The organism is Novosphingobium sp., assembly GCF_036733805.1.
In the GTDB taxonomy this organism is placed as follows: domain Bacteria; phylum Pseudomonadota; class Alphaproteobacteria; order Sphingomonadales; family Sphingomonadaceae; genus Novosphingobium.
Genome location: NZ_DAIMZT010000010.1, coordinates 55,076 through 62,650, shown reverse-complemented (window position 1 = coordinate 62,650; position 7,575 = coordinate 55,076). Strand labels below are relative to the sequence as shown.

7 protein-coding genes are annotated in these 7,575 nt (G+C 59.9%); 2 read left to right on the top strand and 5 right to left on the bottom strand.

Annotated elements, in window-relative coordinates; genetic code table 11:
• The 4 genes from V7D69_RS04530 to rpsL all read right to left on the bottom strand — a co-directional run.
• Positions 1-278: GTP-binding protein (locus tag V7D69_RS04530; protein WP_333605165.1), on the bottom strand; the 278-nt coding region annotated here is incomplete at its 3' end.
• Between the two features lie 92 nt (positions 279-370).
• Entirely contained in the window at positions 371-2,464 is a 2,094-nt protein-coding gene (fusA, locus tag V7D69_RS04525) for an elongation factor G (RefSeq protein WP_324061596.1), read from the bottom strand.
• Between the two features lie 130 nt (positions 2,465-2,594).
• Entirely contained in the window at positions 2,595-3,065 is a 471-nt protein-coding gene (gene rpsG, locus V7D69_RS04520) for a 30S ribosomal protein S7 (RefSeq protein WP_324061594.1), read from the bottom strand.
• A 168-nt stretch (positions 3,066-3,233) separates the two neighbouring features.
• Positions 3,234-3,605 carry a 30S ribosomal protein S12 gene (gene rpsL / locus V7D69_RS04515; RefSeq protein WP_007011879.1) on the bottom strand — a complete coding sequence of 124 codons (372 nt, stop codon included), beginning with the start codon at positions 3,603-3,605 and terminating at the stop codon, positions 3,234-3,236.
• 532 nt (positions 3,606-4,137) lie between these two features.
• Here rpsL and V7D69_RS04510 point away from each other — a divergent pair.
• A complete protein-coding gene (locus V7D69_RS04510; RefSeq protein WP_324061592.1) occupies positions 4,138-5,760 on the top strand; it encodes an MBL fold metallo-hydrolase in 1,623 nt (540 codons plus the stop codon).
• 53 nt (positions 5,761-5,813) lie between these two features.
• Positions 5,814-6,602, top strand: a complete 789-nt coding sequence (locus tag V7D69_RS04505; protein WP_333605164.1) for a response regulator transcription factor — start codon at positions 5,814-5,816, stop codon at positions 6,600-6,602.
• Positions 6,603-6,605: 3 nt separating this feature from the next.
• Here V7D69_RS04505 and V7D69_RS04500 read toward each other — a convergent pair whose 3' ends face one another.
• On the bottom strand, positions 6,606-7,217 hold the full coding sequence (locus tag V7D69_RS04500) for a hypothetical protein (RefSeq protein WP_324061588.1): 612 nt from the start codon (positions 7,215-7,217) through the stop codon (positions 6,606-6,608).
• Positions 7,218-7,575: the final 358 nt, after the last annotated feature.

Sequence of the window (7,575 nt, the reverse complement as noted above, 5' to 3'; positions counted from 1 at the left end):
ATCATGTTCTTCACGTAGTCGGCGTGGCCGGGGCAGTCGACGTGCGCATAGTGGCGGTTCTGGGTCTCGTACTCGACGTGAGCGGTCGAGATCGTGATGCCGCGCGCCTTCTCTTCCGGCGCCTTGTCGATCTGGTCGTACGCCGTGAACGTCGCACCGCCGGTTTCAGCCAGCACCTTGGTGATCGCTGCGGTCAGCGAGGTCTTGCCATGGTCGACGTGACCGATGGTGCCGATGTTGCAGTGCGGCTTGTTCCGCTCGAATTTTGCCTTCGCCATCTTTCAAACCTTCTTTCGTCTTGAATTTGATTTGCGGGTAATCGTGGCGGCGCCCGCTGAATCAGGCGCCGCCCCTAGAACCATTCTTGCCCTCAGGCAAGCTTCTCCTTCACTTCGGCCGCGACGTTCGCCGGCACTTCTTCGTAGTGCGAGAACTGCATGGTGTACTGCGCGCGGCCCTGAGTGAACGAACGCAGTTGATTGACGTAGCCGAACATGTTTGCCAGCGGCACGTTGGCGTTGACGACCTGGGCGTTGCCACGGCTGTCAGTGCCCTGGATCTGCCCACGGCGGGAGTTCAGGTCGCCGATCACATCGCCCATGAACTCTTCCGGCGTCACCACTTCCACCTTCATGATCGGCTCAAGCAGCTTGATGCCGGCCTTCTGGGCCGCCTCGCGCATGGCGCCGCGACCGGCGATTTCGAAGGCCAGGGCCGACGAGTCGACGTCGTGATACGCACCGTCCGTTAGGTGAATGTCGAAGTCGATGATTGGGAAGCCGATCAGCGAACCCGTCTCGGCCGTTTCGCGCATGCCCTTCTCGACTGACGGGATATATTCGCGCGGGATGTTGCCGCCCTTGATCTCGTCATGGAAGTTGATGCCTGCGCCCCGCTCACCGGGAACGAGACGAACCTTCACGCGGCCGAACTGGCCCGAGCCGCCCGACTGCTTCTTGTGCGTGTAATCAAGCTCAACTTCGCGAGCCAGCGATTCACGGTAAGCAACCTGCGGCGCACCGACGTTGGCTTCGACCTTGAACTCGCGACGCATGCGGTCGACGATGATGTCGAGGTGAAGTTCGCCCATGCCCTTGATGATGGTCTGGCCAGACTCGTGGTCGGTCGAAACGCGGAAGCTCGGGTCCTCGGCGGCCAGGCGCGAAAGGGCGATGCCCATCTTTTCCTGATCGGCCTTGGTCTTGGGTTCCACCGAAAGTTCGATGACCGGCTCGGGAAATTCCATGCGCTCCAGGATGATCGGCGCCTTCTCGGCGCAGAGCGTATCACCGGTGGTCGTTTCCTTGAGGCCGGCCAGCGCAACGATATCGCCTGCATAGGCAGTATCGATGTCTTCACGGTTGTTGGAGTGCATCAGCAGCATGCGGCCGATCTTCTCCTTCTTGTCTTTGACCGAGTTCAGGTACGAACCCTTGACAAGCGTGCCGGAGTAGATGCGCACAAAGGTGAGCGAGCCGACGAAGGGGTCGTTCATGATCTTGAACGCCAGCGCAGCGAACGGAGCGTTGTCGTCGGACGGGCGCTCATCCTCGGCCTCGGTGTCGGGATTGATGCCCTTGATCGCCGGAACGTCCAGCGGGCTCGGCATGTAATCCACGACGGCGTCGAGCAACGGTTGCACGCCCTTGTTCTTGAACGCCGAGCCGCAAGTGATCGGCACGAAAGCGCGCTCCATCGTTCCCTTGCGGATCAGGCGCTTCAGGGTCGCGACGTCCGGCTCCTGGCCTTCCAGGTAAGCTTCCATCACCTCGTCGTCCTGTTCGACGGCAAGTTCGATCAGCTTCTCGCGGTATTCGGCGGCCTTGTCAGCCATGTCGGCGGGAATCTCGACGATGTCGAACTTGGCGCCCAGGCTTTCGTCCTGCCAGACGATGCCGCGGTTGTTCACGAGATCGACAACGCCCTTGAGATCGCTCTCAGCGCCGATCGGCAGGTACATCACCAGGGGGATGGCACCCAGGCGGTCAATGATCGACTGGACGCAGTAGTAGAAATCCGCGCCGGTGCGGTCGAGCTTGTTGATGAAACACATGCGCGGCACGCCGTACTTGTCGGCCTGACGCCAAACGGTCTCGGATTGCGGCTCAACGCCCGCCACGCCGTCGAACACGGCCACGGCGCCGTCAAGAACGCGCAGCGAACGCTCAACCTCAATGGTGAAGTCAACGTGACCGGGGGTGTCGATGATGTTGATGCGGTGCTCAGGACCCTCGCCGTCTTCCGCCTTCCAGAAAGTGGTGGTGGCGGCCGACGTGATGGTGATGCCGCGCTCCTGCTCCTGCTCCATCCAGTCCATGGTCGCAGCGCCGTCGTGCACTTCGCCGATCTTGTAGGACTTGCCGGTGTAATAGAGGATGCGCTCGGTCGTCGTCGTCTTGCCGGCGTCGATATGCGCCATGATACCGATATTGCGGTAGCGTTCGATCGGATGGCTGCGTGCCATGGTGAGAATCCTTGAGCAGGTGTTTTGGAAGCTGGGCCGACCGTCAGATAGGCCCGCGCCCCCTGAAATGAAAGTGTGACGCCCGGATGACTCCCTGTGATGGGCTCAGCATCGAGGCGCCACGAAGCCGTTACCAGCGATAGTGCGAGAAGGCACGGTTCGCATCCGCCATGCGGTGCGTATCTTCGCGCTTCTTCACGGCATTGCCGCGGTTATTGGCCGCATCGAGCAGTTCACCCGATAGGCGCGCCGACATGGTGGTTTCGGGGCGGTTGCGCGCCGCGGAAATCAGCCAACGGATCGCCAGCGCCTGCGCACGTTCGGGGCGCACCTCCACCGGAACCTGATAGGTCGCACCGCCAACGCGGCGGGAACGAACCTCGATCTGCGGCTTCACGTTGTTAAGCGCATCGTGGAACAGCTGAACCGGATCGGCCTTCGCCCGCGTTTCCATGGTTTCGAGAGCACCGTAAACGATGGACTCGGCAACCGACTTTTTACCGTCGAGCATCAGGTTGTTCATGAACTTCGACAGGACCTGATCTCCGAACTTCGGATCAGGCAGGATTTCCCGCTTCTCGGGACGACGACGACGTGACATCGCTTGTGCTTCCTTGTCTTTCCAGACCCGTTCTCAACCTTCATCCCGGCGAAGACCGGGATTCATCTGGCGGCTGAGATGGACCTCAATAATTCCAATCGACCCAGCGCTTCTCCGCCTTGGCCCTGGCTTTCGCCGGGGACGGCGCGGGAACGCGGCCGTTTCCGCTTATTTCGGACGCTTGGCGCCGTATTTCGAACGGGACTGCTTGCGATCCTTAACGCCCTGAGTGTCGAGCACGCCGCGAAGGATGTGATAGCGCACGCCGGGAAGGTCACGCACGCGACCGCCGCGGATCAGGACCACCGAGTGCTCCTGCAGATTGTGACCCTCACCGGGAATGTACGAAATGACTTCGCGGCTGTTGGTCAGGCGTACCTTGGCGACCTTGCGGAGAGCCGAGTTCGGCTTCTTCGGCGTCGTCGTGTAGACGCGGGTGCAGACACCGCGCTTCTGCGGGTTCTGCTCCATCGCAGGGACCTTGGACTTGGCCTTCTGCGGCTCGCGGCCCTTGCGGACCAGCTGGTTGATCGTGGGCATCTATACTCTTCTTTCGAAATGTGGAGTGCGATGGATGCGCACCGAAAACCCTTGTTTCCGCACAGGGATCGGCGCGCACCCGTCGCACCCCGGGTCGTCAGGCCCAGCGCGTTTCGAGAATGAGTAAGTGAAGGTTCACACGATCTGGCGCCGTCCTGCCCGTTACCCGACGACGTCGGAAAACGGATGAAAGAACGCGATGTCGCCACACGCGTGAGCCGAAAACACTCCACCCGGCCTCGATGCCACCGGATTACTTTGCCGCCAGCTGCGGAGTTCCTCTCCGACTCGCGAAAAGGACCTTTCCGATCAGGACCGTTTCGCATGAAACCCGCGAAAAGCCCCAAAATGCTGACATGACAATGTTCAGCTCTATGTCATGCCCCCTACAGGCGTGCCCGCAGGAGATGCGCGCCCTTAGGCGATTGTCGGTTTTGCGTCAAGCAAAGGTGCGAACAGGTGGTGATCGTATGATCGACGAACTTTGATCCAGATCCTTGTTTGACGGCAAGCGACCGTTCATGCCTATCCCATGAACGCACTGCTCACGCTCACTTTCAATGGCGCCGCGCGGACGGTGACCGGATCATGCCACGAGTTCGCGCTGGGGAACACGAGGGTGCTGGTCGACTGCGGGATGTTCCAGGGTTCGAGGACGCTTGAAGCATTAAATTCCGATCCTCTCGGTTTCGATCCGCGTCAAGTAGCCGCGGTGATCCTGACGCACGCACATATCGATCATTCCGGGTTGCTTCCCCGCCTGGCGGCCGAAGGTTTCAACGGGCCGATCTGGTGCACGCAACCAACGGCGGACTTGCTTGAATACATGCTGGCCGACGCCGGCCGCATTCAGGAAGCTGACACCGCAAGGCGCAATCGAAGACGCGATCGGGCAGGAGAAGAACCGTTTCAACCGCTCTATACCGAGGCTGACGCGCTGGCGGCATGGAGCATGTGCCGGCCCGTCGACTTGAAGCAATGGTTCGAGCCGGCAGCCGACTTTCGCGCAAGATTGTGGAATGCCGGTCACATCCTCGGATCAGCTTCGGTGGAAATCGAGGCCGGTGGCACGCGCGTCATGTGCTCAGGTGATATCGGGCCGGAGAACAAGGCTCTTCAGCCCGATCCCGAAGCTCCGGCCGCCTTTGACCATGTCCTTTGCGAAAGCACTTATGGCGATCGCAGTCGGGAACCGATAACGCAAGCAGGCCGGCGCAAGCTTCTGGAGGTCGAGATCCGCGGCGCATTGGAACGCGGGGGCAACTTGGTGGTCCCGACATTCGCGCTCGAACGCACACAGGAACTGCTGCTCGATATCGTTGCATTGCTGCAAGCGAAAGCAATCCCGCCTGTGCCGGTATTCATTGACTCTCCCTTGGCCAGCCAGGCGACAACGGTATTCAAGCGCCATGCCGACAAATTGGAGGATATCGGCGGGTCAGCCACCTTCGACCATCCTCAACTCCACTTCGTGGAAAGCGTTCAAGAATCGATCCGGCTGAACGCGGTGAGCGGCGCGATCATCCTTGCGGCTTCCGGGATGTGCGAAGGCGGGCGCATTCGCCATCACTTGATTCACAACCTCCACCGACGCGAATCCACTGTGCTGTTCGTGGGGTATCAGGCGGCGGGAACGCTGGGGCGGGTCATTCTGGAAGGCGCGCAGCGCGTGCGCATTTCGGGACAGGATGTGCATGTGCGCGCGGCCATTCGCCGTATCGATTCTTATTCCGCTCATGCAGACCAGGGAGAGCTCCTGGATTGGATTGCCGAACGAGCCCCTGTCCGCGGTAGCCTCTTCCTGGTTCATGGCGAGGAAGGCGCTCTTGAAGCGATGCGGCGTCTTGCCCCCCTCCGCTTGCCGGGCACCGCCGTGGCCGTGCCTGAAATCGGTGAAAGCTGGGAACTGCCAACCGGCGCCGCGGCCCGGCGGATCAAGACAGGTCGCATCGATCTGGCAAATGTCGCAGGGCGAGACTGGCAGAACGCCTACGCCGAGTTTGTCACCAGCCTGAAACGCGACCTTGCCAGGATCGGCAATGAAGAGGCGCGCCAGGAAGCGCTGACACAGATGCGCGAGGTGCTCGACAGTTACGCGGCCCATCAGCACGCCCACCGACAGCGGGCAAGGACAACGCCCCCCGGCGAACGATAACTCCGGCTCTCTCCCGATCGCTCGTGGCTATTTGGTGAACACCGCAGCGCTTCGTGGCCCCGTCGGGCGGCCCGGCGGAAACTCGAAGTTTGCGTGGAATTTCACGGTTTGCCGCGCTCTTTAACGGGGGCACATTCGAGCAGAAACGTTTGGCAGACGAAATAGTTCCGTTCTGGATGCAAAAAAATCCTGGATGGACCGTCTTAGGGATTAACCCATATCGGAAAGTTCCGTACTGTCCCGATATGGAAAACTACCGCACCGTCGCCATCATCGAGAGCAACTACCAGAAACGGGCAAAGATAACCAATGCCCTGTTCGCCGGAGGTTACCACGTAGAACCTTATGAAGAGATTGAGGAGTTCATCTCCGAAAGTCGGGCGGGTTATGTCGTTCTCATCAGCGATGAAGAGGGTAATCTTGACCGCCTGCTGACCATGATGAACCGCAAGGCGATGTGGTTTCCCATTATACCTTACGCTGAAAACGCCACGTTGCAGACCATTGTCGCGGCCATGCTAAAAGGCGCGATTGGCTATATCGATCAACTGCCCGATCTCGAAAACGTGACGGACGTTATCAATTCGAACCAGACGGAACGGCGCAAGCTGATCGAGAATGGTCGCATGCGTGCCGAAGCCCGCTCCAAACTTGTACTGCTGACGAAGCGTGAGCGGGAAGTGCTGAAATACATGTCGGAAGGCATGTCGAACAAGATCATCGGCGTAAAGCTGGGGATCAGCCCCCGGACTGTGGAAATTCACCGCGCCAACATGATTTCAAAGCTGGAGACGGACTCGACCAACGAAGCGTTGCGCCTGGCTGCTTACGCGGATATCTGAGCCTTACTTCACTGACACACCGGCACTCACCGCCGTTTCCCGGCGCCGGTTGCGGATTTGAATCACGGTGTCGTCAAGGATCGTATTGCGCGCGCGCTCGTATTCGCCCGGCCCCAAACCAGATCCGCTCGGCGCGGAAGGGCGGGATCGACCGTCGGCAGCTTTCGCGAGGCATCGATCGTAAAAGAGATACATCATCTTGCGCAGCGCCAATTCGGTGAGTTCCACATAGACCCTGCGTGAATCTTCCTTGTCGCGATACCGATGGACCAGGTTCTCGCGTTCCAGTAGCGCGATCCACCGTAACGCCGTCGTCTGCGGTACATGAGCGCCGATGCACACGCTCGTAGTCTGCATCCTGGCATTTTTCAGCTGGGCAATGAACAAGTCGAGGAGGATATCCCAGGTCGGCTCTCCGAAAAGCTGAATGCCTCCGAAGCACTTTTCCCGGTTACGCCGCATGTTGTAGGCGTCGAGTGCCGTTGCCAGCCAGTCTCCGATCTCCGGAACCGGCGGGTGGCAACCAGTCCGCTGAACAGGCTCCGGCCTCATTTCCATATGGGAAATGAGTTGATTGAGCTCATCCGCAAGTATCTTCATTCTGCGTGTGGGCATGGTGTCTCTTCCGCGCCTGTATGCTCAAGGGGTATGTCGTTCCTCTTTTTCTCCGACTCTCAACGCTCCTCCGCACGCCCACGGCTGGAATGGATGGTTGGCAGGGATGCCACGAAAGTCAACCGCGGCGATAAATCTAATGCCTTGCATTCATGGGATATTGCCGCAGGAGACATTCGGTGATGCCGTCGAGGAGCCGGACGGTTTGCCGCAGCGGTCGAAACGAAAACTGCAAACCGCGCACTGGCGGCGCGCGCCGGCACAGCAACGCCGCGTTCCGCCAGTTGGACATACCAATGAAAGGTGCTCTTGCATTCACAGCGGAATAAAGAAGCGGGCGCGGACTACGGTGCGCGCC